At 61.1% G+C, this 25,207-nt stretch carries 21 protein-coding genes; 10 read left to right on the top strand and 11 right to left on the bottom strand.

The genetic code is table 11. The features are described from left to right. Window positions 1-101 precede the first annotated feature (101 nt). A complete protein-coding gene (locus SLW75_RS15145; protein WP_296308535.1) occupies window positions 102-1,667 on the bottom strand; it encodes an AmpG family muropeptide MFS transporter in 1,566 nt (521 codons plus the stop codon). Window positions 1,668-1,709: 42 nt separating this feature from the next. Next, window positions 1,710-2,078 carry an MGMT family protein gene (locus SLW75_RS15140; protein ID WP_410934842.1) on the bottom strand — a complete coding sequence of 123 codons (369 nt, stop codon included), beginning with the start codon at window positions 2,076-2,078 and terminating at the stop codon, window positions 1,710-1,712. Between the two features lie 160 nt (window positions 2,079-2,238). Between SLW75_RS15140 and SLW75_RS15135 the strand changes: the two genes are divergently transcribed. The 5 genes from SLW75_RS15135 to groL all read left to right on the top strand — a co-directional run bounded on the left by SLW75_RS15135 (window position 2,239) and on the right by groL (window position 7,012). Further along, window positions 2,239-3,246, top strand: a complete 1,008-nt coding sequence (locus tag SLW75_RS15135) for a DUF481 domain-containing protein (protein ID WP_065992174.1) — start codon at window positions 2,239-2,241, stop codon at window positions 3,244-3,246. 221 nt (window positions 3,247-3,467) lie between these two features. Beyond that, window positions 3,468-4,199 carry a HugZ family protein gene (locus tag SLW75_RS15130; RefSeq protein WP_296308532.1) on the top strand — a complete coding sequence of 244 codons (732 nt, stop codon included), beginning with the start codon at window positions 3,468-3,470 and terminating at the stop codon, window positions 4,197-4,199. A 66-nt stretch (window positions 4,200-4,265) separates the two neighbouring features. Next, the gene (locus SLW75_RS15125) at window positions 4,266-4,772 is read left to right on the top strand and encodes an FxsA family protein (RefSeq protein ID WP_065992177.1); all 507 of its coding nucleotides are present in this window, start codon (window positions 4,266-4,268) and stop codon (window positions 4,770-4,772) included. A 253-nt stretch (window positions 4,773-5,025) separates the two neighbouring features. Further along, window positions 5,026-5,319 carry a co-chaperone GroES gene (locus SLW75_RS15120; protein WP_065992178.1) on the top strand — a complete coding sequence of 98 codons (294 nt, stop codon included), beginning with the start codon at window positions 5,026-5,028 and terminating at the stop codon, window positions 5,317-5,319. A 49-nt stretch (window positions 5,320-5,368) separates the two neighbouring features. After that, complete coding sequence (groL, locus tag SLW75_RS15115) at window positions 5,369-7,012, top strand: chaperonin GroEL (protein ID WP_065992179.1); 1,644 nt, start codon at window positions 5,369-5,371, stop codon at window positions 7,010-7,012. A gap of 672 nt (window positions 7,013-7,684) precedes the next feature. On the opposite strand, the gene SLW75_RS15110 is transcribed toward groL, so the two are convergent. Then, window positions 7,685-8,425, bottom strand: a complete 741-nt coding sequence (locus SLW75_RS15110) for a phosphatase PAP2 family protein (protein WP_296310279.1) — start codon at window positions 8,423-8,425, stop codon at window positions 7,685-7,687. 224 nt (window positions 8,426-8,649) lie between these two features. On the opposite strand from SLW75_RS15110, the gene colR reads away from it, so the two are divergent. From colR to SLW75_RS15085, 5 genes are all read left to right on the top strand, one after another. Next, window positions 8,650-9,333 carry a two-component system response regulator ColR gene (gene colR / locus SLW75_RS15105; RefSeq protein WP_037014624.1) on the top strand — a complete coding sequence of 228 codons (684 nt, stop codon included), beginning with the start codon at window positions 8,650-8,652 and terminating at the stop codon, window positions 9,331-9,333. Beyond that, complete coding sequence (locus SLW75_RS15100) at window positions 9,323-10,645, top strand: sensor histidine kinase (protein ID WP_410934841.1); 1,323 nt, start codon at window positions 9,323-9,325, stop codon at window positions 10,643-10,645. Before colR ends, SLW75_RS15100 begins: the two co-directional genes overlap by 11 nt. 162 nt (window positions 10,646-10,807) lie before the next feature. Then, entirely contained in the window at window positions 10,808-11,476 is a 669-nt protein-coding gene (locus tag SLW75_RS15095; protein WP_192132767.1) for a class I SAM-dependent methyltransferase, read from the top strand. 7 nt (window positions 11,477-11,483) lie between these two features. After that, the gene (locus SLW75_RS15090) at window positions 11,484-12,203 is read left to right on the top strand and encodes a lipopolysaccharide kinase InaA family protein (RefSeq protein WP_065992185.1); all 720 of its coding nucleotides are present in this window, start codon (window positions 11,484-11,486) and stop codon (window positions 12,201-12,203) included. Further along, window positions 12,200-12,427, top strand: coding sequence for a hypothetical protein (locus SLW75_RS15085; RefSeq protein WP_065992187.1), 228 nt, complete (start codon window positions 12,200-12,202; stop codon window positions 12,425-12,427). Before SLW75_RS15090 ends, SLW75_RS15085 begins: the two co-directional genes overlap by 4 nt. A gap of 75 nt (window positions 12,428-12,502) precedes the next feature. On the opposite strand, the gene SLW75_RS15080 is transcribed toward SLW75_RS15085, so the two are convergent. From SLW75_RS15080 to SLW75_RS15045, 8 genes are all read right to left on the bottom strand, one after another. Then, the gene (locus SLW75_RS15080; RefSeq protein WP_410934840.1) at window positions 12,503-15,577 is read right to left on the bottom strand and encodes a multidrug efflux RND transporter permease subunit; all 3,075 of its coding nucleotides are present in this window, start codon (window positions 15,575-15,577) and stop codon (window positions 12,503-12,505) included. A gap of 14 nt (window positions 15,578-15,591) precedes the next feature. Beyond that, window positions 15,592-16,758: an efflux RND transporter periplasmic adaptor subunit gene (locus SLW75_RS15075; RefSeq protein ID WP_410934839.1), complete on the bottom strand. Its 1,167-nt coding sequence runs from the start codon at window positions 16,756-16,758 to the stop codon at window positions 15,592-15,594. Window positions 16,759-16,853: 95 nt separating this feature from the next. After that, a complete protein-coding gene (locus SLW75_RS15070; RefSeq protein ID WP_410934838.1) occupies window positions 16,854-17,951 on the bottom strand; it encodes a DUF1513 domain-containing protein in 1,098 nt (365 codons plus the stop codon). A 1-nt stretch (window position 17,952) separates the two neighbouring features. Continuing rightward, on the bottom strand, window positions 17,953-19,017 hold the full coding sequence (locus tag SLW75_RS15065; protein WP_192132772.1) for an imelysin family protein: 1,065 nt from the start codon (window positions 19,015-19,017) through the stop codon (window positions 17,953-17,955). 27 nt (window positions 19,018-19,044) lie between these two features. After that, window positions 19,045-20,472: a di-heme oxidoredictase family protein gene (locus tag SLW75_RS15060; RefSeq protein WP_410934837.1), complete on the bottom strand. Its 1,428-nt coding sequence runs from the start codon at window positions 20,470-20,472 to the stop codon at window positions 19,045-19,047. 139 nt (window positions 20,473-20,611) lie between these two features. Next, window positions 20,612-21,151 (bottom strand): AP2/ERF family transcription factor, encoded by a 540-nt coding sequence (locus SLW75_RS15055; RefSeq protein WP_065992198.1) that lies wholly within the window; start codon window positions 21,149-21,151, stop codon window positions 20,612-20,614. 268 nt (window positions 21,152-21,419) lie between these two features. Then, a complete protein-coding gene (locus SLW75_RS15050; RefSeq protein WP_065992202.1) occupies window positions 21,420-22,775 on the bottom strand; it encodes an imelysin family protein in 1,356 nt (451 codons plus the stop codon). 215 nt (window positions 22,776-22,990) lie between these two features. Next, window positions 22,991-25,042 (bottom strand): putative bifunctional diguanylate cyclase/phosphodiesterase, encoded by a 2,052-nt coding sequence (locus SLW75_RS15045; protein ID WP_065992207.1) that lies wholly within the window; start codon window positions 25,040-25,042, stop codon window positions 22,991-22,993. Between the last annotated feature and the right edge of the window lie 165 nt (window positions 25,043-25,207).

Here is a 25,207-nt window from a genome sequence, read left to right as displayed (position 1 = left end):
TTGCGACGGCCTTTGTTGCTGACGCACCGCACTCACCGTATTGACTGCCGCTGCGCGCTAGATCGCGGGACAAGCCACGCTCCTACAGAATCGGGTGCGCCCTACAGAATTGAATCCGCAGGCTTGGCCGGCTCTTCGCCTTCTTCCGCTTCTTCCCGCGCTTCCCGGCGTGCTTCCTGCGCCCAGTGCAGGGCGATCATGAACAGCGTCGGCACGCCCATCAGCGCGGTCGCCAGGAAGAAGTTGTGATACCCCAGCTTCTCCACCATGACCCCGGAATAGCCGCCGATCAGACGCGGCAACAGCAGCATGATCGAGCTGAGCAGCGCGTACTGAGTGGCCGAAAACTTGAGGTTGGTCAGGCTCGACAGATAGGCCACGAACGCTGATGTCGCGAGGCCCGAGCTGAAGTTATCCAGCGAGATCGTGACGATCAGCATCTTCAGGTTCGGGCCCATGTCGGCCAGCATCAGGAACAGCAGGTTGGTCGCTGCCGAGGTCACGCCGCCGATGAACAGGATCGGCAGAATGCCGAAGCGCACGATCGCCAGGCCGCCAAATGCCGCACCGGCCAGCGTCATCACCAGCCCGAAAATCTTGCTGACGCTGGCAATCTGATCCTTGGTGAAGCCCTGGTCGATGTAGAACACGTTCGCCATCACGCCCATGACCGTGTCGGACATGCGATACGTGGCGATCAGCCCCAGCAGCAGAAACGCCTGCCAGCGATAACGCAGGATGAAGTCGTTGATCGGCGTCAGCACCGGCGCCAGGCCGCGTCGGCCCATGGACGACAGGCAGGCCACGGTCAGCAGCGTGTAGAGAATCGCGCGCAGAAAGGCGCGGTCTTCCATCAGCAGGTCTTTCCAGGTGGTGCCCTGGAACAGCACGCTGGCGAAATCGGTGTTGTACAGCTGGGTGAACATCGCCGGCACCGAAACCAGCAGAATGATCAGCACGAACACCGAGGCCAGTTGATGAGCAAAGCCGTAACGCACCGCCGACAGCTGGGTGCGGATCGGCACCGATGGCTCACGCATGATCAGGCTGGTGATCAGTGCCGGCACCATAAGCAGGCCAAACAGTACGTAGGTGCCGGCCCAGGCCGAGTGTTTGTAGGCGAAGCCGGTCGAACCGAAGCCTTCGGCGAAGTACAGCGCACCGGCGGTGGCGAGGAGGGCGGCGACGCGGTAGCCGGCCATGTAGCTGGCGGCAAGAGTCGCTTGCTGGCTGTCGCTGGCGATTTCGAGGCGGTAGGCGTCGATGGCGATGTCTTGGGTCGCGGAAGAAAACGCGACCAGCACCGCAATCGCGATCAGCCACGAGAGGTGCTGCTGCGGATCACAGAACCCCATCCCGATCAGGCCCAGGGTGACCAGCGACTGCGAAAGCACCAGCCACGAACGACGTCGGCCGAGCCGGCCCAACAAAGGCAGGCTCCATTGATCGAGCAACGGCGACCAGACCCACTTAAAGGCATAGGCCAGGCCGATCAGGCTGGCATAGCCAATGGTTTCACGCGCGACGCCGGCTTCACGGAGCCAGACCGACAGCGTCGAGAACACCAACATGTAGGGCATGCCCGCGGCAAAGCCGAGCAACAGGAGCACAAACGTAGAGGGGCTGGCATATGCGGCGAGCGCGGCGCGCCAGGTTTTGCGGGGCATGGGCTGGAATCTGCCTCAGGTTACGTAAACAAAGCGCGCACTCTAACCGTTGTGCTCTGTCGGGCGCCAGCCATGACGCTGCATATCCACACGATTGTTACGGATGGTCACGCCTTCGGCCCGCAGCCGTGCGCGTTGCTCCTCTCCCGACACCGTTCCGGGCGCCAGGCTGATGCGCCCGCCGGCGGCGATCACGCGGTGCCAGGGCAGGCTGCTGCCGTCCGGCAACTGACTCAACGCCCTGCCGACGAAGCGTGCCGCTCGTCCCAAACCGGCCAGCTCTGCCAACTGACCGTAACTGACCACTTTGCCTTCCGGCACTTGATACAAGGTGAGGTAGAGCGCCGTGCGCCGTGCCTCTGCGGGCGAGAGACCGGTAGGGTCGTCGTGCGCCGGTGTTTGTTCGATCACGCATTCGTTCCTGTAAAAGGGATGAACGGGAATTTTCGACAAGGAACTATAGAAGCCTTAGACGGTCAGTCATACCTGTGTCGGCGGTCCGCCGATTGCCAAGACGTTGTCCATTCGGATAATGCCCGATTTTCCGCGAACCAGAGCCTTGTCGTTGCTTATGTTGTCCAGAACCCTGTTGTGCGTTGCTGTTGCCACTGCTTCTACCCCATTGCTCGCTGACACCGTCTGGTTGAAAAACGGCGACAAAATGACCGGGACCATCAAGTTCTTCGACGGCGGCAAGCTGCTGATCAATACCAAATACGCAGGCGACGTCCCGCTGGACTGGAAGGAAATCAAGACGCTGGAAAGTGACCAGCACCTTCTGGTGAAGCAGGACGCTACCACTGGCGAAGTCTCCAAATCGTTGCAGCCGGCCGAAGATGGCAAGGTCACGCTGGCCAATGGCGATGCACCGAAGACAGTTGAGCTGGCGAGCATTCAGCAGATCATCAAACCCAAGCCGGTGGTCACTGATCTGGTGTGGAAGGGCAATGTCGACGCTGCGCTCGACTTCCAGCGCGCCGAGAACGACACCGACGATTACAACATCGCCTTCAAGACCTCAGCGACCCACGGCCAATGGCGCCACAACGCCAAGGGCGAGTACAACCGCGAGTCCCAGGACAGCCTGACCACCACCAATAACTGGGACGCCGAGTACTCGGTGGACCGGTTCTTCACGGACAAGTGGTTCTGGGACGGCCGCATCACCTACAAGCGTGACACCATTGAAGACCTGGCCCGTCAGCGCACCGTCGGTACCGGTCCGGGTTACCAGTTCTGGGACGACGAGCTGGGCGCATTCAAAATCGGTGCGCTGCTTAACCGCACTGACTTCGAATATTCCAACGGTGAGAAGGACAACTTCTATTCCGTGTCCGGCACTTGGGACTACAACCGTTACCTGATCGGCAAGAAGGTCGAATTCTTCACCAACGGTGAAGTCGGCAAGCCTATCAGCGGCGTAGCTGACTACAGCCTCGAGACGGAAGTGGGCCTGCGTTACAAAGTCACCGAATGGGCCTCGCTCAACCTCAAGGCTGAGAAGGACATCATCAGCGGCTCCGACAACGGCGACCTGGACAAGACCCGCTACACCGCCGGTTTCGGTGTTTCCTGGTAATAGCAGCGCTATCGATGCCTGAGCGTGCGCAGGTCAACCTCTGATCTGCGCGCGCCGGCTGGCTTGAGTTTTCACCGCGTTTTCTTTACGCGAACCTTCCGCCAAACCGTCACTCCCTCCCAATCTGGCACCTTCCCACGATTACGATTATCGTGTGGCATGCGTCGCCGTCTCCCGCTTCGCATCCCCGATGCCTTCGTTTTACTGCCCAGGAGCCCCACATGAGCGCCAGCGCCAACCGGCAAGCACGAGCCTTGCTGCTCAAGGAATACCGTGGCGTGTTGTCGACCCATTCCAAGTCGATGCCCGGTTACCCGTTTGGCTCGGTGGTGCCTTATTGCCTGGATGATCAAGGCCGTCCGCTGATCCTCATCAGCCGCATCGCGCAACACACCCACAACCTGCAGCTCGACGCCAAGTGCTCTTTACTGGTGGGCGAACGGGGCGCCGAAGATGTGCAAGCGGTGGGGCGCGTCACGCTGATGGCCGAGGCCGAGAAGATCAGCGACCAGGCACAGACGGAAGCGGCCGCTCAGCGCTACTACCGCTATTTTCCGGAATCCCAGAGTTACCACAGCGCCCACGATTTCGATTTCTGGGTGCTGAAGCCGGTGCGTTATCGCTTTATCGGCGGCTTTGGCGCGATTCACTGGCTGGACGACGCAGCGCTGGCCAATCCATTTGCCGGGGCTGCGGAGGTGAGCATGGTCGAGCACATGAACGCCGACCACGCCAAGGCCATCGCACACTACGTCGAACTGGCCGGTTTGCCCAAGACCGAGCCCGCCATGCTGGTCGGCATCGACAGCGAGGGCATGCATTTGCGCGTGGGACAAAGTCTGCACTGGCTGGCCTTCGCTGAACCCTGTAATACGCCGACACACGTCCGCCAGGCCTTGATTCAACTGGCTCACGCTGAAAAATGGCCCACACTTGAACAGGCCGAGGCTTGAATTAATGACTTTGCGACTTCACGTAAGGTCTACTGGAAGCCTTCTTCCGTTTAGGAACTCACTTTGATGCGCGTTTTTCTTCTGCTTTTATTGCTTTTTCCGGTGCTCGAGCTGTTCGTGCTGGTGAAAGTCGGGATGTCGATCGGCTTCCTGCCGACCTTCCTGCTGGTCGTTGCCGGGTCAATGCTCGGTGTGTTCGTGGTGCGGATCGCCGGTGTGGCCACCGCGCTGAGTGCCCGCCAGAGTCTCGCCCGTGGCGAACTGCCCGCCCAGCAGATGCTCGACGGTTTGATGATGACCATCGGCGGTGGTTTGCTCGTCCTGCCTGGCTTCATCAGTGACGTGCTGGGCCTGCTGTTTCTGATGCCGTTTACCCGTCGCCTGATCGTCGGCAAGGTGCGCAACCGCGCCGAGGCCCAGGCCGCGCGCCAGCGTGCGTTTGCCGAGAACATGCATGCGGCGAATTCACCGGGTCCCATGCACCCCGGCGCTGCCCGTCCTGAAGCACGCCGCCCTGAGGTCATTGAGGGCGAAGTGATCGAAGGCGAATTCGAGCCATTGGACAAAAAGTGATTCACGTCCACCACAACACGGCACCCGCGGGTGCCGTGTTCGTTTTTGCGACCACACTTCCTTCAAAAAATTTCTGGGGTCAGCCTTGAATTCGGCTTGCTCGCCCTTATGTATGGGTCACCGCAAGGTTTCTGGCGCGTTTCGTCAGACCGTATTCTGCGGTTCGCTCGCGAACCGTAACCGGCAAGCCCGGATGTTTTAACCCGCCGGTGTTCGCACCGGGCGTTTAAAAACCATAATTAGGAGATCGACAATGAAGCTTCGTCCTCTGCATGACCGCGTCGTAATCCGTCGCAGCGAAGAAGAAACAAAAACTGCTGGCGGTATCGTGCTGCCTGGTTCGGCTGCTGAAAAACCTAACCGTGGCGAGATCATCGCCGTCGGCAACGGTCGCATCCTGGACAACGGTGAAGTACGCGCGCTGGCCGTGAAAGTGGGTGACAAAGTGGTGTTCGGCCCTTACTCCGGCAGCAACACTGTGAAAGTAGACGGCGAAGACCTGCTGGTGATGAGCGAGAACGAAATTCTCGCGGTCGTCGAAGGCTGAGTTGATACCCCATTTCCCGTTACTACAAAGTATTTAAGGAATAACGATCATGGCTGCTAAAGAAGTTAAATTCGGCGATGCTGGCCGTAAAAAAATGCTGGCTGGTGTCAACGTCCTGGCCGACGCAGTAAAAGCAACTCTGGGCCCTAAAGGCCGTAACGTCATCATCGAAAAAAGCTTCGGCGCTCCGCTGATCACCAAAGACGGTGTGTCCGTAGCCAAAGAAATCGAGCTGAAAGACCGTTTCGAAAACATGGGCGCGCAGCTGGTCAAAGACGTTGCTTCCCGTGCGAACGATGACGCTGGCGACGGCACCACCACCGCCACTGTTCTGGCTCAAGCCATCGTTAACGAAGGCCTGAAAGCCGTCGCTGCCGGCATGAACCCGATGGACCTGAAGCGCGGCATCGACAAGGCGACCATCGCCATTGTTGCCGAGCTGAAGAAGCTGTCCAAGCCTTGCACCGACACCAAGGCAATTGCCCAGGTCGGCACCATCTCGGCCAACTCGGACAATTCCATCGGCGACATCATTGCCGAAGCCATGGAAAAAGTGACCAAAGACGGCGTTATCACCGTTGAAGAAGGTTCGGGTCTGGAAAACGAGCTGTCTGTCGTTGAAGGCATGCAGTTTGACCGCGGCTACCTGTCCCCGTACTTCATCAACAAGCCGGACACCATGGTTGCCGAGCTGGAAAGCCCGCTGCTGCTGCTGGTTGACAAGAAGATCTCCAACATCCGCGAAATGCTGCCAGTTCTGGAAGCCGTTGCGAAAGCTGGCCGTCCTCTGCTGATCGTGGCTGAAGACGTTGAGGGCGAAGCGCTGGCGACTCTGGTCGTGAACAACATGCGCGGCATCGTGAAGGTTGCAGCGGTCAAGGCCCCTGGCTTCGGCGACCGTCGCAAGGCCATGCTGCAGGACATCGCTGTTCTGACTGGCGGTACCGTTATCTCGGAAGAGATCGGCCTGAGCTTGGAAACCGCTACCCTGGAACACCTGGGTAATGCCAAGCGCGTTATCTTGAACAAAGAAAACACCACGATTATCGACGGTGCTGGCGTTCGTGCCGACATCGACGGTCGTATCGCGCAGATCCGTCAGCAGATCGGCGACACGTCGTCGGACTACGACAAAGAGAAGCTGCAAGAGCGTCTGGCCAAGCTGTCGGGCGGCGTTGCAGTGATCAAGGTCGGTGCGGGTTCCGAAGTTGAAATGAAAGAGAAGAAAGCCCGCGTTGAAGACGCCCTGCACGCAACCCGTGCGGCCGTTGAAGAAGGCGTGGTGCCTGGCGGTGGTGTTGCGTTGGTTCGTTCGCTGCAGGCGATTTCCGAACTGCGTGGCGACAACGCTGATCAGAACGTGGGTATCGCTCTGTTGCGTCGTGCGGTTGAAGCGCCTCTGCGTCAGATCGTGGCGAACTCGGGCGACGAGCCTAGCGTTGTGGTCGACAAGGTCAAGCAGGGTACGGGTAACTACGGTTACAACGCTGCGAGCGGCGAGTACGGCGACATGATCGAGATGGGTATTCTCGATCCGGCCAAGGTGACGCGTTCTGCTCTGCAGGCTGCTTCGTCGATCGCCAGTCTGATGATCACTACTGAGGCGATGATTGCTGATGTGGCTGATGAGAAGGCAGCCGGTGGCGGTATGCCTGATATGGGCGGCATGGGTGGTATGGGCGGCATGATGTAAGCCAGCCGTACCCCGATGTAGAAAAAACCCCGCTTAGGCGGGGTTTTTTTATGGGCGGCGCTAAATGACTCCCTCCGCGAGTGACCTTCGAAAAGCCTCAGGATCAAGAGCGTCTGCCTAGGGGCAGACATTTCGCCTCCGGCGAGTTACTTGGAAAAGCACCCCAAGTAACCAAGGGTGCTTGCTCCTGGTTGGGCCCGACTTCGTCGGGTTCCTTCACTCCGGTCTCGCTCCGTGGGCCCGCGCCGAACGGGCATCCATGCCCTGACGGCGCTCTCGCGGCATCCATGCCGCTCGGCCCACTCCGCGAGACCTGCGTTCAGCCTGCACCCAAGTCGCGTTTGGCGGTGACTGGACTTTTTGTGTACGAAGATCAAAAGCGGATCAAGAGCAGATGCACATCAAGGGCTTCCCGGCTAAAGCCGGTCCTACAGGGAGAGCCAATCCCACGGGATGCACGCGGTCTCCTTGTAGGACCGGCTTTAGCCGGGAAGAGGCCCGTTTGGGCACCCTCAATTTTGGCTCTAACGCTTGATCATGCCCACGCTCTGCGTGGGCATGCATACCGGTTGTAGGGAACTCGGTTGTAGGGGACTGATTTATTTACCGGATTGAAGGGGACTGATTTATTTACAGCGCTTCACCGTAAATTAATCTGTCCCCGTCTAGTCATCATCCCGAAACTGCTTCTCCACCCACCACTACATCCTTTTTCGCCGGCCGGTACAGCACGACGTAATACGCCCCCAAACAAAGCAGCCAGCAGAACACCGCCGTCCAGATGTTGTGGGAGAAGAAGTGCGCGCCTTGTAGCATTCGGCCGATGGAGAAGACGGTGCCCAGTCCCGCCGCGAAGATCAGGCCGGCTTTGGCCAGGCGGGGTTTGCGGTCGCGGAAGACGAAGAACAGGGCGAACAGTGTGAAGCCGGTGGCCGCATGGCCGCCGGGCCAGCAGCGGCCGGGTTTGTCGGTTTGGGGGCGGGGGCTGAGGAGTTCGCTGTAGGTTTCCTGGCCGCCGAATTCTTTCAGGCTCCACGGGCACTGCACCGATGTCACGACTTTCACCGGCGTGACGAAGCTGGTGGATAACGCCATCGACAAGACCATGCAGCCCAGTTCACGTTTCCAGGGCTTCAGCACGTTGACGAAGAACGAGGCGATGAAGCTCACGAAGGACAACACGCCGATGGCGATGACGGCCTGTTTGGCGCGGTCATGCAGGACGTCTTCGAGAAAGAAGCTGTGCCGACCGATGAACTCGCCCGCCACCGGGTCGTAGGCCAGTTTGGCAATGTCCATGTCCAGCGAGGTCAATTCCAGCAGGATCAAAACGATGGCGGTCACGGCCGGTATGCCCAGATAAACCCAAGCGTTGATCGGGCGTGAGGCGGGCCGTTCGAGTGCGTGTGACATGGCAAATTCCGTGTGATGGGCGAGGGGAGAGGGAGCCCGAGCGGTGCGAAGTCTGAGCAGAACGCTGTCGCGGCGCCGTGAATCGCGGGTGAAAAAAACGTTATGCACCGCAGTGCTGGCCCTTGAGCGCGCATCGCCGTAAGCTGCCGCCAACTCTGACCTTGTTGAGCGGCATCTCGAGCCGTGTCCCGGGTCTCGCCACACCGCATAGGGAGACACGCGCCATGAGAATTCTGCTGGTTGAAGACAACCGGGACATTCTGGCAAACCTCGCCGATTACCTCGGATTGAAGGGCTATACCGTCGATTGCGCGCAAGACGGTCTGTCTGGTCTGCACCTGGCAGCGACCGAGCACTATGACCTGATCGTGCTCGACATCATGCTGCCCGGCATCGACGGTTACACCCTGTGCAAGCGCCTGCGTGAAGACGCGCGCCGCGACACCCCGGTGATCATGCTCACCGCCCGCGACCAGCTCGACGACAGGCTGCAGGGGTTCCGCTCCGGCGCCGACGACTACCTGCTCAAGCCGTTCGCGCTGTCGGAACTGGCGGCGCGCATCGAGGCCGTGCTACGGCGTGCCCAGGGCGGCGGTCGGCGTACCCTGCAGGTCGCCGATCTGATCTACGACCTCGACACCCTTGAAGTGACCCGTGAAGGGCGTCTGCTTAAACTCAACCCGGTTGGCCTGAAGTTGCTCGCGGTGTTGATGCAGAAGAGCCCTCACGTGCTGCGCCGTGAAGTCTTGGAAGAAGCCTTGTGGGGCGACGATTGCCCGGACAGCGATAGCCTGCGCAGCCATGTTCACCAATTGCGTCAGGTCATCGACAAGCCGTTCGCCAAGCCGCTGTTGCAGACCGTCCACGGTGTCGGATACCGCCTCGCCGAGGGGCGTGATGGAGTTTAAGCAGAGCCTCGCCCAGCGGATCATCATCGCCTTCGCCTTGATGAGTGCGTTGGTTGCCGGTTGCTTCGCGATGGGCATTGTCGCGACGGTGCACCTGGTCGAAGAAAAGCTGATTTCGGCGGGACTGGGCGGCGACCTGACGCGGCTGTTGCTGATGGACAGCGTCAATGACTGGAACCATCGCCCCGAGCCGGATCAGCTGTTTTACTTCAGCGGCGGTCCGGGGGATTTCGAGCTGCCGAAGGATCTTCGTCATTTGGAGTCGGGCTTTCACGAAGTCTTTCGCGGGCCGTTGTCCTACCACGCGATGGTCGAGATCGTCGACGGTCGCCACTACGTGCTGCTCCAGGATCAAAGCGATTTCGAAGAACGTGAGCGCGTGCTGTTCGCCGTGGTGCTGGTGGGCTTTGTGCTGGCGTTGGCGCTGGCGATTTTCCTCGGCTGGATACTGGCGCGGCGGGTGATGGCGCCGGTGGTGCGGCTGGCCCGGCAGGTGCGCCATCGCGATCAGTTGCTCGGCCTCGCGCCGCCCCTGGCCCCTGATTACGCCGCTGACGAAGTGGGCGAGTTGGCGGTCGCCTTCGACGCCACACTGGGCCGCCTGCGTGATGCCTTGACCCGCGAGCGGATGTTCACCAGCGACGTCAGCCATGAACTGCGCACGCCGTTGATGGTGCTGGCCAGTTCCTGTGAGCTGTTGCTGGAAAACCCGACGCTGGACCAGCGCGCGCGGGCCCAGGTCGAACGCGTGGCGCGGGCGTGCGAGGAAATGCGCGATCTGGTGCAGACCTTCCTGATGCTGGCACGCACCCAGCGCGACGACCTCGCCCTGAATCCGCAACTGACCCTGCAAGGCGCCGCCCAGCAGTTGATCAGCCTGTGGCGCGAGCCGATCGAGCGCAAAGGGTTGACCCTGGAATACCTGCCTGGCCAACCTTCCGAAGCCGCCTACAATGCCACCTTTCTGTATGCCGTGATGGGCAACTTGCTGCGCAATGCGTTGCACTACACCGAAACCGGCTTTATCCGCCTGACGCTGCGTGAAGGCGGCTTCATGGTGGAGGATTCCGGTGTAGGTATCCCGGAGGAAAAACGTGAGGCGATGTTTCAGCCATTCGTGCGCGGCACCGAGCAAAGGGGCGAAGGTCTGGGCCTGGGACTGTCGTTGGTGCAGCGTATCTGCGAAAACCAGGGGTGGTCGGTGAGCCTGGACACCATGGAGCCCAACGGCTGTCGATTCAGCGTGGACATGGGTTCGCGGCCTGGCAAAGACCCCGTTCGGTTGCCGTCGACTAATGTACAGCCTGTGTAAAGGTGCTAAAACTCCTCGGAATATGGCCGTATGCTGGCCCTAAGTCCTTGAATAATCTCGTAACATATCTTCACTTTTTCAGACGTTTTTTTCACATTCATGTGACCTGAACATAACGCCCCGCTGCTTAGTTTGGCCCTCTCATTCAAAGGAGAAGCGGCCATGAGCAAGCGGATCGAGCTTGATTTTTCGCGCAAGTACGACGACGAACACGCGAAAAAGTATTTACGTAAACACAACGATGGACTGGCGAGACGCTTGTCGGATCGACGGGACAAACAGCTCGCCCGCCGCGCATTGGCGCTGGCAGGCGAGCCGGGTCTGGTGCTGGACCTGCCCTGTGGCGCCGGTCGTTTCTGGCCAGTGCTGGCAGAGAAGCCCAACCGGGTGATCATCGGTGCGGACAACTCGGCGGCGATGGTCAAGATCGCCTGCGAGTCGCAACCCGCGGAGGTCGTCAAGCGCGTGCAACCGCTGCAGACCTCGGCCTTTGCTATCGAGATGCCCGACAACGCCGTCGACAGCATCTTCTGCATGCGCCTGATGCATCACATCGGCAAGGCCGAAGACCGCGCCGTGCTGTTGAAGGAGTTTCACCGGGTGACCCGCGACAGCGTGATTGTGTCGTTGTGGGTGGATGGCAATTTCAAGGCCTGGAAGCGACGACGCGCCGAAGCGTCGCGACCGCAACATGATTATCAGAATCGCTTCGTGCTGCCGGTGGCCACCGTAGAGGCCGAATTTGAACAGGCAGGGTTTCGGATTCAGGAGCGCCTGGATTTCCTGCCGATGTACGCCATGTGGCGTGTGTATCTATTACGTAAGAGGTAACAACAGGATGGCCGTGGATTTCGCAACAGAGTTAGCCGTTCCTGCCAAGGACCGCTTCGCCTATTTCTGGAACACGCGGGGCGAGTGGGTCGAAGAACCCAATGTGCGCCGTGGCGGTGAAAGTGGCGTGCAGCGCGTCGTCTCGGAAAACGGTCGGCTGCTGTATGTGAAGCGCCAGACAGGCCATATCTACCGCAGTTGGTTGCACCCTTTTGGCCGTCCGACGGTGTTGCGCGAACGCGATGCCCTCGAGGGCCTTCGTCAGCTCGACGTCAACGTGCCGCGCATGGTGTTCTGCGGCGCAGAGCGCGATGAGAACAACGAGTGGCGCGCGCTGCTCGTCACCGCCTCGCTGGACGGTTTTGACGAATTCGAAAACTGGCTGCGCGCCGGCGGTCGTGAGCAGTATGGCGAAGCCGTCTACGAACAGATGCTCCAGGAAATCGCCAGCAACCTGGCCCGTATGCACAAGGGGCGCTGGCAGCACAGCTGCATTTACATCAAGCACGTTTTCGTTCGTGTCGTGGGCGAGGGCGCCAATGCCAGGGCTGAAGTGGCGTTGCTCGATCTGGAGAAATGCCGCCAGCGCCTGACGTCCTACGCTGCCGCACAGCACGACATGAAACAACTGCGCCGCCATTCGTCGTTTCAGGCGGCGGACTGGACAAAGCTGGTCTACTTTTACGAGACCGCGTTTGGCAGGCCCATCAAAGGTTTACAGCGATGAAGTTAGAAATGGCGCGAGGTTTGTTTTTGGTCGGGGCGTTGGGGGTGACTTCCATCGCGCTGGCTGCCTGGGATCAGCCCGGGCCGAAGATTCTGAGTGCAGTGCATGGCGAAGGCCATTGCCCGCTGCCTCGGGTGGCCAAGGTGTCTGACACGGCCCGGCCTGATCACGATCTGCTGCTGTTGATGTTCGGCCTGGCCCAAGGGAGCGGACCGCAAGGCTGATTCCTTTCCGTTGCGCTGACCAAAAGGCCCCGAAGTTCGGGGCCTTTTTTGTGGGCGTGTGGCGAGGTTTTTGCGTCAGCGGCCAGCAGTCGTGTCGGCAACCCCATGGCTATTGCCGTCGGGCTGCGCATCATCCCGCCGCGCCAGCAGCGTATACACGCACGGCAGCACAAAGAGCGTGAACAACGTCCCCACCGACATGCCCGTGGCAATCACCAGCCCGATATCGAACCGGCTGACCGCGCCCGCACCCGTCGCGAGAATCAGCGGCACCATGCCGAACACCATCGCTGCGGTGGTCATCAAGACGGGACGCAAGCGTATCGCCGCCGCTTCCTCCACCGCTTCGCGGGCGGTCAGGCCTTTGTCCCGGCGTAGCTGGTTGGCGAATTCGACGATCAGAATGCCGTGCTTGCTGATCAGCCCGATCAACGTGACCAGACCCACCTGGGTGTAGATGTTCAACGACGAGATGCCGAGGAACAGCGGGATCAATGCGCCGCAGATCGACAGCGGCACCGTCACCAGAATCACCAGCGGATCGCGGAAGCTCTCGAACTGCGCGGCCAGCACCAGAAAGATGATCGCCAGGGCCAGGCCGAACGTCACCCACAGCGCATTGCCTTCCTGCACGTACTGACGGGACGCGCCAGCGTAGTCGTAGGCAAAACCCGGTGGCGATTCTTCGATCGCGATCTGCCTGACCAGCTCGATCGCCTCGCCCTGACTCACCAGCGGGAAGCCGGAAATGATCGCCGAGTTAAGCTGCTGGAACTGATTGAGCTGTCGGGGCCTTGCCCGGTCGCTGACGGTAATCAGCGTCGACAACGGCAGCATCTTGCCGTCGGCGTTCTTGACGTAGTAATTCGAGAGCCACGCCGGGTTGTCGCGGTAGGCGCGCTCGACCTGGGCGATGACCTTGTAGCTGCGCCCATCGATGGTGAAACGGTTGATTTCCGCCTCGCCGAGCAGCGTCGCCAGACTGCCGCCAAGGTCCTGCATCGACACGCCCATCTGGGCGGCCTTGGCGCGGTCGATGTCGACCACCACTTCCGGCTTGTCGAACGCCAGGTCAACGTCCAGAAACGCGAATTTGCCCGAATCGGCGGCGCGTTTCTTGATGCGATCCGTCACCTCCAACAGCGCGGCATAGTCGCCCGGTGTATTGATCACGAATTGAAACGGCAACCCTTCACCGGTGCCGGGCAACGACGGCAGGTTGAAGCCGAAAACCTGCAGCCCGGTGATGCCGTTGAGCTTGGCCTGCACTTCTGGCAGCAGCTCCATTTGCGTGCGGCTGCGCTCATCCCACGGCTTGAGCAGGAACCCGCCGACGCCGGTCTGCACGCCATTGAAACCGTTGATCTGGAACGAGGAGTAGTACTCCGGGAACGCTTTGAAAATGCTGATGAACTGATCGGTGTAGGTGTTCATGTAATCGAGGTTGGTCGGCTGCGGTGCCGTCGCCATCATGAAGATGATGCCCTGGTCCTCGTCCGGCGCCAGTTGCGATTGGCTGAGCTTGAGAAACACCGGAATCAGGCACAGCACCAGCACCGCAAACACGATCACCACCGGACGCGTATTCAGCGTGCCATGGAGGACGCGCTGGTAACGGCCTTTCAGGCTCTCGAAGGCGTGATCGAGCTTGTGCGCCAGACCGCTGGGGTTCTCTTCCCGGCGCAGGAGCACGGCGCACATCATCGGTGACAGTGTCAGCGCGACGATCCCGGAAATCACCACCGCGCCGGCCAGCGTCAGGGCGAATTCCTTGAACAGCGCACCGGTCAGTCCCTCCAGAAAACCGATGGGCGCATACACTGCGGCCAGGGTGATCGTCATCGACACCACCGGCATGGCGATCTCGCGAGCGCCCTCGATGGCTGCATCGAACGGCGTCTTGCCTTCCTCGATGTGCCGGTGAATGTTCTCCACCACCACGATGGCGTCGTCCACCACCAGCCCGATGGCCAGCACCATCGCCAACAGCGTCAGCAAATTGATCGAATAGCCCATCAACTGCATGAAGAACAGCACACCGATCATCGACAGCGGGATGGTGATCACCGGGATCAGCACTGAACGCAGGGCACCCAGGAACAGGAACACCACGACGATGACGATGAGTACCGCTTCGATCAGGGTCTTCACGACTTCATGGATCGAGGCTTGAATGAACAGCGTAGCGTCGTAGGCGATGGACGCTTTGAGGCTCGGCGGTAACTGGGCTTCCAGCTCCGGGAGGATGCGCCGCACTTCTTTGATCACATCCAGCGGGTTCGAGCTGGGCGTGCCCTTGATGCCGATGTACACCGACGGTGTGCCGTCGAACGAGCTGACTGTGTCGTAGTTTTCCGCGCCCATCTCCACCCGCGCCACATCGCCCAGCAGCACGCGGCTGTCGCCCACGGTCTTGAGCGGGGTGGCCGCAAAGGTCTCGGGGGATTTCAGGTCGGTGCTGGCGTTGACGCTGGTGACCACGTACTCGCCCTTTACCTCGCCCGCAGCGGACAGGAAGTTGTACTTGCGCACCGCCTCGGTGACGTCGCTGGCGGTGAGGCCGAAACCGGCGAGCTTCACCGGGTCGAGCCACAGGCGCATGGCGAAGACCTGATTGCCCAGAATCTCGGCTTCGGCCATGCCCGGCAGCGTCGCCAGCTTCGGCTGGATGACCCGGGACAGGTAATCGGTGATCTGCGGATTGCTCAGTTCGGCGCTGTAAAAGCTGATGTACATCAGCGCCGAGGCGTCGGCGGCTTCCTTGCTCAGCACCGGATCTTCCGCGTCCTGGGGCAGCTTGTTCTTGACCTCGTTGGCCTTGGCCAGCAGCTCGGTGTAGAGGCGGTCGCTATTGGAGCCGATGCGTGCATAGATGGAAATGACCGAGAAGTTCTGCCGGCTGACCGAGGTCATGTAGTCGATGCCTTCGGCGCTCGCCAGACTCTGCTGCAGCGGCTGAGTGATATAGCCCTGAATGGTTTCGGCGTTGGCGCCGGGGTAGGCCGTGGTCACGGTGATCAGCGCGTTCTCCATCTGCGGGTACTGCCGGATGGTCAGCTTGCTGAACGCCTGAAAACCCAGCAGCACGATCAACAGGCTGATCACGCTGGCGAGCACCGGGCGACGGATGAACGGGTCTGTAAAGGCCATGATCGATTCCTTGATCAGTCAGCTTTGGGCTGGCTGTTCTGCGCCGCCGGGGTGGCGTCAGACGGTGTTGCCGGGTCGGCCACGATGGCGACGGCAGCGCCGTTATCCAGTTTGAGCTGACCGCCGGTGACCACGTGCTCTCCGGCTTTCAATCCTTTGCTGATAATCACCAGCCCGCCCCGACGCTCGCCGGTTTCGACAAAGCGCCGCTCGACCATGAGCTGAGGCTCGCCCTTGCTGTTGTTTTCCGGCTGGCCGTCGGCGGTCTTTTTCGGCACGACGACGTAGACCGAGTTGCCGTACAGCGTGTAGGTGATCGTGCTTTCCGGCAGCATTAGTTGCGGCGTGTCCTGCCCGAGCAGCACTTGCAGGCTGGTGAACATGCCAGGCAATAGTTGGCTGTCGGGGTTGGGCAGCGTGGCGCGAATCAGCACATTGCGGGTGGTGTCTTCGACCTTGGGGTTAATGGCGCTGATGCGCGCAGTGAAGACGCGTTCGGGGTAGGCCGCGACGCTCACCTGTACTTCTTGGCCAAGGGCCAGTTTCGGGAGCATTTGCTCCGGCACGAAAAAGTCCGCGTACAGGCTGGTCAGGTCTTGAAGGGTGGCGATCACCGTGCCGCTGGCCAGGTAGTCGCCCACGTCAACCTGTCGAATGCCTATGGTGCCGCTGAAGGGTGCGAGGATGCGCTTCTTCGCCAGGGAGGCGTTCAGTTGTGCGACGGTGGCGGCGGCCTTTTTCTGGGTGGCCGCAAGCTTGTCGAAGTCGCCACGGGAAATGGCGGATTCGCCCACCAGTTTACTGCCGCGGCCGTACTCCACCTGTGCCAGACCGAGGTCCGCTTCGGCGGTCCCAAGCAGGGCCTTTTCCACATCGCTGTCGAGTTGCAGGAGCGGCTGACCGACCTTGACCTTCTGGCCGGATTCGAACTGCACGGCCTTGACCGTGCCCGCGATTTCCAGCGACAGATCCACGCCTTGGGACGCCTTGAGCGTGCCGATGGCTGGCAGCCGATTCTGCCACGGGCGCGCCTCGACAACCGCCACCGCGACGTTGATCGGCGGCTTCGGCGCCGTGAATTGCTGGATCTGCTGATAGACCGAAAACGCCTTGTACCCGCCCAAGGCCAGCACCACGATCAGGACAATGCCCAACATGATCAACATGCGGCGACGCAACATATTCCACTTCCTTGGAAAACCGACGAATCAGGCGAGCACGTTAGTCGTGTCGGGGTTTAGTTGCCAGTGGCATTGAGCAGGACTTCCGTTCCCGATCAAACCAAATGCAGATGGTTGTCCCACAACCCCGCCGGCAGCTCCAGCGGCTTGGCGACCAGCACCGTCTCGCGGCAGTCATAGAAACGGCAGCGGCCCTGGCCCGAGGTTACGACGAAGCCGTCCGCCACCGCACCCACCCCGGCGCAGTCGGGCAGTGGTGCGTCGAGCTTCAGCGCGCCGCTGTCCAGGTCCCAGATGAAGAAGCGGTTGCCCCTTGGCGCGGTCAGTGCCACCAGCCGCAGGTCGTTGTGAATGGCGACGCTGGCGGTGTAATGGGCCATCGCCTGTAGCTGTTGATCAGCCACCGGAAAGGCCTGAAACGGTTGGCCCGGCCGCTTAATGGCCAGTAGCTCGGCGGACTCGTGGGAGGGGCCCATGAACTGCTGGCCCGCGACGACGGTGCCGTCGCTGGCAATCGCCATATGGCGCACGCTGTTCATCTGCTGCGCCAAGGTCTCTTTGCTCAGCAGCGTGCCGTCGCGTTGCATCAATACCAGGCTCGGCTCCATGGCGTCGAGGTTCATTTCGACGCGGCTCTCGGCCTCGGTGCGAATGCCGCCGTTGGCAACTGCGAGGGTCTCGCCATCCGGCATCCATGACACTTGGTGAGGGCCTACGCCGTGGGTAGAAATTTCCCCGGTGCGTTGCAGCCGCTCATCCACGAATCGATACACGCCCAACAGGCCGCGGCCCGGTTCCGTGGTGTCGTTTTCGGTGGCGTACAGCCATTCGCCGTCCTTGTGAATGACCGCGTGGCCGTAGAAGTGTCGGTGGGGTTGCGAGGTGATGGTTTGCAGCAGGCGACCGTCGCGCAGGTCGATCAGGTAACTTTCGGTCCCTGGCCGGCGTGCGACGAACAGCGCGATCGGCAAGCTCGGATGATTGATGATGTCGTGACAGCGCTGGGCGACGGCGGTGGCGAAGACTTGCGTGCCGTCGACGCGATAACCCACCGCAAAGTGCTGGCCGTTGCCGTCGTCCCGCGCGGACAACAGCAGCGGGCTTTCGCCTTTTTTCGCGAACAGCGTCCAGCCGCCAAACGTGACGGCGCTGAGCAGCAGGCTGCCCAGACCCAGAGCCTGACGTCGCAACATATCAGTCACCATCATTGGCGTTGAAGCCCAGTTGGATGCCCAGCGCTTTGGCCAGCTCGCCCTCGTGCAGGCGATGAACCACGTTGAGGCTATCGTAGAAGGCGTTGAGCTGCTGGCGGCCTTCTTCGCTGGCCAACAGATCCCCGAGTGGCGGTTTCAGCGCGGCCAGCTGTCGATTGCTCTCAGCGTAGGCGGCGTCAATCTTGTCGGCCAACGGCTTTTGCTCCTTCGGCAATAGTCCGCGCAACCCCTTGTTGTCGACGCCGGCCCAGACGGTCTGCGCACTGGCCAGACTCGCCTGCAAGCTGCTGAGCGAGGCTTTGCTGCGCCAGGCTTCGGCCTGAAACGGTTGCGGTACGCCTTTGGTGCCACGGCCCAGCGGGGTGCCGAGCTTTTTCTTCAGCGAGTCCAGCGCGGTCACTTGCACGCGCAGCAACTCGGCAATGGCTTCGTGGGAATCGGCGTAACGCTGATTGGGAAACTTGCTCAACTGAGCGAGCATGCCGTCGTTGCTGTTCCAACTGCTGAGGATATCTTCGGCCAACGCTTTCTGACGCTCGCCGATGGCCACCAGCAGTGGGCAGTAGCGGGCTTTCTGCTCGGCATTGGCCATGTCGATGTCGGCGTCGAAGAGGATGTATTCATAGGCCGACAGGCCCTGAACCACCACACTGGATTTGCCCAGGGCATCGGCGCTGATCTGCGGCTGTGCGGTGACCAGTTGCTCCACCTGACGACCAACGAGGTTCTTTTTGTCCGGCCAGAACTGAATCTGCCAGGCGCGATTGCCTTCGGCCAGCGGTCCGATCAGCAGCGGTTGCAGCTCGGCCCAGGCTTTTTGTGCGTAGAGGAAATCGGCGCGGGCGGTGTCCAGGTCGGATTTGCCCTGACAGTAGGACAGGGCACTGATCGCCAGTTGCCGGTCGGCATCGACCCAACGGCTGTAGGTCGGCAGGATGACCTGACTGGCAATGGCGGCAGACGTCACGGCTTGCGGGTCCGACGGCGCGCACGCGCCCAGTGCCAGTGCGGCAAGGCTGGTGAGCAACAACTTGGGGCGGAACATGCCCGACTCCTTATCTTCAGAAATACGTTAGAGAGAATTCAAGAACGCCAGCAGCGCCGCGCGCTGTTCCGCGTCGAAGGCCAGCACCTGACGTTGCGCCGGCAGCGCCTCGCCGCCGTGCCAGAGCACGGCCTCCATCAGGTTGCGGGCGCGCCCGTCGTGCAGAAACTGCGTGTGGCCGCTGACGGCTTGCGTCAGGCCGATGCCCCACAACGGCGGGGTGCGCCACTGTTGGCCGCTGGCCTGAAATTCGCTGAGATTGTCGGCCAGGCCTTCGCCCATGTCATGCAGCAGCAGATCGGTGTAAGGGCGGATGACCTGATTCGCCAGTTCGGGTTCGGCGGCATCGGCGGAGGTAGTGAATTGGGGCGTATGGCACTGCTGGCAACCTGCTTTGAAAAACAGATTCTTGCCCGCCAGTACCTGCGGGTTGGCCACTTCTCGCCGGGCCGGAACGCCCAGATTACGGGTGTAGAAAGTGATCAGCCGCAGGATGTTGTCGCTGACCTCCGGCTCGCCGTTCGGGCCATTGCCGTTGGGCGCGGCAATGCACGCGGTCTGTGACGGCGTGCAGTCGTCGACCGGCATCAAGGTGGACGTCAGGCCCATGTCACCCGCCAGTGCGTGGGCATTCTGCTGTTTGATGCTCGGCTGCGAGGCTTTCCAGCCGAAACGTCCGAGGACGGATTTCTGCTGCGCATCGTCCCAGACCCAGTTGGGTTTACCGGTGATGCCGGTGCCCTGTTCATCATCCGGGTTGGCGTTGGCCAGAATCGCGGCCTGAGGAATGGCTTCCAGAAGTCCCAGCCCGATCATCGGCGGCGCAATACGCGCGGACGCTCGCGTCTGCGGGTGCATCGGGCCGTAACCGGGTTGGGTGATCTGCAGGGTAGGGCGGCGCAGATGCACCGGGGTGCCATCGCGAAAATGCAGGGTCATCGAATCGTAGTCGACCCGAACCTTGCCTTCAGGCGTCACGCCTGGGATGGCCATGTCCTGGAGTTGTTTGCCGTACACCGGCTCAGGCGTCAGGCCCAGTTGCTTGATGCGTTCGGCGAATGCCGGCTCATCGGGAATCGACAGGCGCACCAGCATGGAGACAGCGTTGTCGGCGCCGGGCTCGGGCGGGTGGCCGCGACCGTCCTTGATGTGGCAGTTCTGGCAGGCGTTGGTGTTGAACAGCGGACCCAGACCGTCACGGGCGGTGGTCGTCGAGGGGGCGATCACCCAGGGGTTGCGAAAGAAACTGTTGCCGACGCTGAAGTCCAGTCGCCGGGCAGGCGACAGGTTCGCCGAGGGCAGGGAAAACGCGTTGCGGTCGCGCTTGTTGACGGTGGTGGCGCCGCCGGATCGCGACTCCCCTGGCTCGGCTGCGGTGAAACGCGGGGCGTCATCGCACCCACTGACGGCCAGCGCCATCAGCAGAAGAAACGAAGGACGTAACCGCGCAGTCATACAGGTCCTGCAAAGGGGTGGAAATCGGGGCGAGCAAGCTTACCAGCCCCGTGTTTTATGAATAAGAGGGATTAGCGTTTGAAGGACCTCTCGTAACGTGTTGTTACCAAATCATCCGCAGGCAACGGGTCGGTAAATCTCACGCTCCGGCGATCTCCAGGGCCGGGTTTTCCACGAGCAGCTGCATCAGGCGCCGTTCGCCCTCGACCACCTTGAACGACCGATAATCGCCAATGCCGTCGAGCTGCCGTTCGCGTTCGCGGATCGCCAGCTCCTTGGCCCGCTCGTAGCCGTAATGCTCGACCCTGAACGACTTGGTGACACTGCTGCCGTTGCGCAGCGTGGTCCGCGCCACCCAATAGGCAATGCCGGTGTAGCAGCGGTAATGCACCCCCGGATAGCCGCTGGTGTTGGTGGCGATGATGCGTTGACGGATGTCGCGGCTGAGCTTGGGCAGGTGCGCCAGCAGCAACTGGTCACGGCACGCGTCGGCGGCTTGGCGTGCCGGGTCACGGCCCCCGTAGCGGGAGAATGAGAAGAGCCGGTTGAAGGTCCTGCCATCGCGGTAGATCGTCACCTTCCATGCACGCGGGCCCTTGACGCCGACCAGCAGGTGGATACCGTAATCGTTGGCTTTGAGCTTACTGACGCGGCGCCTTTTATTGTTTCTCTTGGGCACTTTCTGTCTCCTCCTGGATAGGGTGGGGTCAAGGAAGTGCGCATGATCGGCGGCGGGGGAGGCGTGTTCAATCCGACAAGGAGCGAACAGGAAATGCCCTACAAAGCTTACAGACCGGTCCCCGGATAAGGCCGGTTTTGGTGAGGTTTGGAGCTTCGATTGACGAAAAAAATGCCGGCCCGTGGTCGGGTCGGCATTTGTTTGCAGCTGGACCGGCTTCACTCCAGAAGGCGCGCCCCCACAGGGTTTGAAGCGGACGTGATGGGGATCAGAACTCGTGGTCGGCGTTGTCCGGGTTCAGGTCGGTGATGCCCAGCTTGCCGGCCGCTTGCTCGATGGCCCCGGTCTGTTTGACCAACGCAGCAATGGCATTGCGCACCACCTCGTTGCCTGCTGTATTGCCAGCCGCGATGAGCTGGTCGAAATGCTCGCCCTTGTTGGCGTGGTCGACGATGACCTGCAGCTTTGCCTGGGTCGCGTCGAGGTCGGCACGAACGGTCTGGTCGGTCGCAGCGTCGGCCTTGGCCACCAGCGAAGAGAGGCTTGGGCCAGTCACTTTGCTGCCGTCCACGCGGGTGTATTCGCCCAGGTAAACGTTGCGGATGCCCAGACCGTTGTAGAAGTGCGAGTTGTGGGTGTTGTCACTGAAGCAATCGTGCTCGTCCTCGCTGGAATTGGCCTCCAGCGCGACTTTCATGCGTTCGCCTGCCAGTTCACCCAGCGACAGGCTGCCCATGCCGAAGAGCATTTTGCGCAGCCCGCTTTCGGCGGATTCTGCTTCCAGAGTGGCGCGGTAGTTGTCGGCGACGCCCGGTTTCCAGTTGTTGACCATTTCTTCGAGGTCGCTCACCAGCAGGTCGGTGACGGCCTTCAGGTAGGCGCGACGGCGGTCGTTGTGGCCGCCGGTGCCGCCCTGACCTTCGATGTAGTCGCTGGCCGGACGCTCGCCGGCGCCCGGGCCGGTGCCGTGCAGGTCCTGGCCCCAGAGCAGGAATTCGATGGCGTGGTAACCGGTCGCCACGTTGGCTTCCGAACCGCCGAGCTCGTTCAGGCTGGCGAGTTTTTCAGGGGTGATTTCGCTGACGTCGACTTTGTCCTCGCCCACTTGCACCGACGTGTTGGCGATGATGTTGGCGGTGGCGCCCGGGTTGCCCAGTGCGTGCTGGTAATCCTTGGCGACGTAGTCGATCAAGCCTTCGTCCAGCGGCCATGCGTTCACCTGACCTTCCCAGTCGTCGATGATGGTGTTGCCGAAGCGGAACACTTCGCTTTGCATGTAAGGCACCCGCGCCGCGACCCACGCTGCACGCGCTGCTTTCAGGGTCTGGTCATTGGGGGTGGCGAGGAAAGCGTCGACTGCCGTGCTGAGGGTTTTGGCAGTGGATTCGGCGTCGCTGAAGACGGCAAATACCATGTTGGCGTAGTTGGCGACCACTGCTTTGGTGGCGGCTTCGCTGGACTGGGTCGGTGCAGCGGCGGGGGTCGGCGCTGTGGCTGGGGCGGCGGCTGCGGCAGGTGCCGGGGCAGGCGCTGCAGCGGCGGGTTTGTCCTTGCCTTGATCACAACCGGCCAGAGCAATAGCGACAGCCAGCAGACTTGCGGTTGCCAGGGGCATACGAATCATGACGGAATCCTGCATCGAGAAGAGGTGTAAACGGTGGCGAACGCCAAAAAATGCTGCGCCATAATGCGAAAGATTTGCATTCGGTGTAAAGGCCATTTGCCCAGGCAGTCTGAGGGAGATATTTCAAGCTGTTTCAAGGGAGAGGTAAGGTGCCGCGTCGCAATGGCGAGGGGGAATCCGCGCAACGGCTGCCTCTTCGTCGCAAGGCAGGCGTGCTACAGCGCCTCGCTGTGAGTGCGCTGGGCTTGCTTGAGGTAAACCAGCAGTTCCCGCGCAGGCAGTGGCTTGCTGTAAAAATAGCCCTGACCCTCGTGGCAACCCTCGGAAATGATGTACGCCTCTTGCTCGGCGGTCTCCACACCCTCGGCAATCACCTGCATGCCCAGGCTTTTGCCAAGCTGGATGATGGCGCGCACGATCGTCGCGTCGTCATCGTCGTCGAGCAAATCCTGCACGAAGCTCTTGTCGATCTTGATCTTGTCCAGCGGCAGGCTTTTCAGATAACTCAGCGATGAATAACCGGTGCCGAAGTCATCAATGGCGATCAACGCCCCGGAGCGGCGCAGGCTCAACAGGTGCTGGGCGGCGGTGGTGATGTCTTCCATCAGGCCGGTTTCGGTGACTTCAAGCTCCAGACTGCGGGGCGGCAAGCGGTAGATCTGCAGCAGGTTGTTCACCACCCGCGGCAATTCGGCGTGGTGCAGCTGCACGGTGGACAGGTTCACCGCCATGCGCAGGTCGCTGAAGCCTTGATCGTGCCATTCGCGCAGCTGTTTACAGGCCTGATCCAGCACCCACTCGCCGATGGCGATAATGGTGCCGTTCTGCTCGGCCAACGGGATGAACAGGTCAGGGGGTACGAAGCCGTGTTCCGGGTGAATCCAGCGGATCAGTGCTTCGACGCCGACCACACTGTGGTCGCGGTAGCTGATCTGCGGCTGATAGACCAGGTGAAACTGCTCGCGGGCCATGGCCTCGCGCAGGTCCTTCTCCAGCTCACGTCGACGGCGCATCTCGCTGTCGACGCTGGCGATATAAAACTGGTAGCGATTGCGCGAGCGGGTCTTGGCCAGTGTCATGGTCTGCTCGGCTTTCTGCAGCAGCTTCTCGGTGCTGTCGCCATCTTCGGGGAACAGCGTGATGCCGATGGTGGCGCGCAAGCGAATCTCTTGCTGATCAACAGCGAAGGGCGCCTCCAGATCGTCGAGGATGTTCTGCGCCAACTCGGCGGCTTCATAAGGCTGTTCGATATCGGCCTGGACCAGCGCGAATTGGTCGCCGCCCAGGCGGGCGAGGGCGCCGAGGCGTCCGCTGTGGCCGCGCAATCGATCGGCAAGGGCCAGCAGCAACTGATCGCCGGCCTGATAGCTGAATTGTTCGTTGATGCCTTTGAAGTCATCCAGCCCGACGCATAACACCGCGACCCGATGCTGCACCTTACCGGCGTCGACGAGGATTTTGTCCAGTTGCTTCTGCAGTTGCAGCCGGTTGGGCAGCCCGGTGAGGAAGTCGTATTGGGACATCCGCAACAGGCTGGATTCAGCCTCGTGGCGCAGGGTGGTGTTGCGCTCGATGGACGCCAGCAGTTGGTTGGCGGTGTTGACCCAGATCCCCAGCTCGTTTTTTTCGTGGCCTTTGAGCAGGGGCAGTTGGTGTTCACTGGGGCGGTCGGGGTTGATGGTAGTCAGGTGCTCTATGATTCTCGACAGCGGTTTGGTCAGCAGCCAGTGGTAAACCAGGTATAGCACCAGACCCAACGCCAGCGCGCGCAACACGCCGGAGATGAAGATGATCATTGAGTTGGTGAGGAAGGTTTCGCCGTAGGTGGCGGTGTCCAGGGTGATGCGCAGGTCGCCGTAGTATTCGCTGTACGGGCTGCGGCCGACCAGTTGGGTGGTGAAGCTGCGTTCCTGGCCAAGGATCAGATCGGTGAGCCAGCGGGTAGGGGTGACTTCGAGGGCGCGGGATTTCTCGGCGAGCACCGTCTCGTTGGGATGACCAATGGACGCCAGTCGCACCGCTTCGTCCTGAAACAACCCTTCGATGACCTGCATGCCCATTTCCCGGTCCAGGCTGTAGACGGCCTGTGTCGACGGGTCGCGAAACATGTCGAGGATACGCGCTGCGTCCGAAGCAACGGCCTGGCGGGTTTTGTATGCGTCGTAGACGATCTGTGCGCAACTGAGCACGACCCCAACGATCAGCGCTGAAAGCAGCACAACGCGAAGCAGCTTCACCGACAAGCTGTGTTTGAGTTCCAGCTTCAAATGGCCATTCCTTCATCCATGCTGATAGCGGTCTGACTGTGTGCACGCACGGGCAATGCAGGCATTCGGATCAGACGCGTCTGGCTTGCGCCTGACCCCATCAATCGGGAAAACACTTAACAGGCAGACCACTCAGGCTAACCGTACTGTGTCGGTCGTCCGCGG

The organism is Pseudomonas sp. W5-01 (genome assembly GCF_046540435.1).
Classification (GTDB): Bacteria; Pseudomonadota; Gammaproteobacteria; order Pseudomonadales; family Pseudomonadaceae; genus Aquipseudomonas; species Aquipseudomonas graminis_B.
This window is presented reverse-complemented; position numbering and strand designations above follow the sequence as displayed.

Excerpts from the sequence above, each read along its gene's own strand:
- SLW75_RS15145 (WP_296308535.1), bottom strand. The coding sequence starts at position 1,667 with ATGCCCCGCAAAACCTGGCGCGCCGCGCTCGCCGCATATGCCAGCCCC.
- SLW75_RS15135 (WP_065992174.1), top strand. The coding sequence starts at position 2,239 with ATGTTGTCCAGAACCCTGTTGTGCGTTGCTGTTGCCACTGCTTCTACC.
- SLW75_RS15130 (WP_296308532.1), top strand. The coding sequence starts at position 3,468 with ATGAGCGCCAGCGCCAACCGGCAAGCACGAGCCTTGCTGCTCAAGGAA.
- SLW75_RS15125 (WP_065992177.1), top strand. The coding sequence starts at position 4,266 with ATGCGCGTTTTTCTTCTGCTTTTATTGCTTTTTCCGGTGCTCGAGCTG.
- SLW75_RS15120 (WP_065992178.1), top strand. The coding sequence starts at position 5,026 with ATGAAGCTTCGTCCTCTGCATGACCGCGTCGTAATCCGTCGCAGCGAA.
- groL (WP_065992179.1), top strand. The coding sequence starts at position 5,369 with ATGGCTGCTAAAGAAGTTAAATTCGGCGATGCTGGCCGTAAAAAAATG.
- SLW75_RS15110 (WP_296310279.1), bottom strand. The coding sequence starts at position 8,425 with ATGTCACACGCACTCGAACGGCCCGCCTCACGCCCGATCAACGCTTGG.
- colR (WP_037014624.1), top strand. The coding sequence starts at position 8,650 with ATGAGAATTCTGCTGGTTGAAGACAACCGGGACATTCTGGCAAACCTC.
- SLW75_RS15100 (WP_410934841.1), top strand. The coding sequence starts at position 9,323 with ATGGAGTTTAAGCAGAGCCTCGCCCAGCGGATCATCATCGCCTTCGCC.
- SLW75_RS15095 (WP_192132767.1), top strand. The coding sequence starts at position 10,808 with ATGAGCAAGCGGATCGAGCTTGATTTTTCGCGCAAGTACGACGACGAA.
- SLW75_RS15090 (WP_065992185.1), top strand. The coding sequence starts at position 11,484 with ATGGCCGTGGATTTCGCAACAGAGTTAGCCGTTCCTGCCAAGGACCGC.
- SLW75_RS15085 (WP_065992187.1), top strand. The coding sequence starts at position 12,200 with ATGAAGTTAGAAATGGCGCGAGGTTTGTTTTTGGTCGGGGCGTTGGGG.
- SLW75_RS15080 (WP_410934840.1), bottom strand. The coding sequence starts at position 15,577 with ATGGCCTTTACAGACCCGTTCATCCGTCGCCCGGTGCTCGCCAGCGTG.
- SLW75_RS15075 (WP_410934839.1), bottom strand. The coding sequence starts at position 16,758 with ATGTTGCGTCGCCGCATGTTGATCATGTTGGGCATTGTCCTGATCGTG.
- SLW75_RS15070 (WP_410934838.1), bottom strand. The coding sequence starts at position 17,951 with ATGTTGCGACGTCAGGCTCTGGGTCTGGGCAGCCTGCTGCTCAGCGCC.
- SLW75_RS15065 (WP_192132772.1), bottom strand. The coding sequence starts at position 19,017 with ATGTTCCGCCCCAAGTTGTTGCTCACCAGCCTTGCCGCACTGGCACTG.
- SLW75_RS15060 (WP_410934837.1), bottom strand. The coding sequence starts at position 20,472 with ATGACTGCGCGGTTACGTCCTTCGTTTCTTCTGCTGATGGCGCTGGCC.
- SLW75_RS15050 (WP_065992202.1), bottom strand. The coding sequence starts at position 22,775 with ATGATTCGTATGCCCCTGGCAACCGCAAGTCTGCTGGCTGTCGCTATT.